A 206-nucleotide genomic window follows, 5' to 3' on the forward strand; every position below is an offset into this window, starting at 1 on the left:
TTGGAAGCCTTTGCACCTTCTTTAAGAAAGAAATTCAAGAGAAATTCTTTTCTACTTTCTCTAGGGTTTTCTTTGATAGCCTGAACAATTGCCTTGCTTGTAAATCTTTTGAAATCACCGACCAGAAGTTCTGGTTTCTGACCATCGATACTTCGAAAAACCAAATGTACATGGCTTGACATAATGCACCATGCATGTATTTCTAA

Annotated in this window: 1 pseudogene; it reads right to left on the reverse strand. The window is 36.4% G+C overall.

Annotated features, from left to right (window positions below):
• Positions 1-182, reverse strand: a pseudogene (locus tag AB671_RS21910) (transposase); the annotation flags it as partial.
• Between the last annotated feature and the right edge of the window lie 24 nt (positions 183-206).

Origin of the sequence: Chryseobacterium sp. BGARF1, assembly GCF_001677955.1 — a bacterium.
Taxonomy (GTDB): Bacteria; Bacteroidota; Bacteroidia; order Flavobacteriales; family Weeksellaceae; genus Chryseobacterium.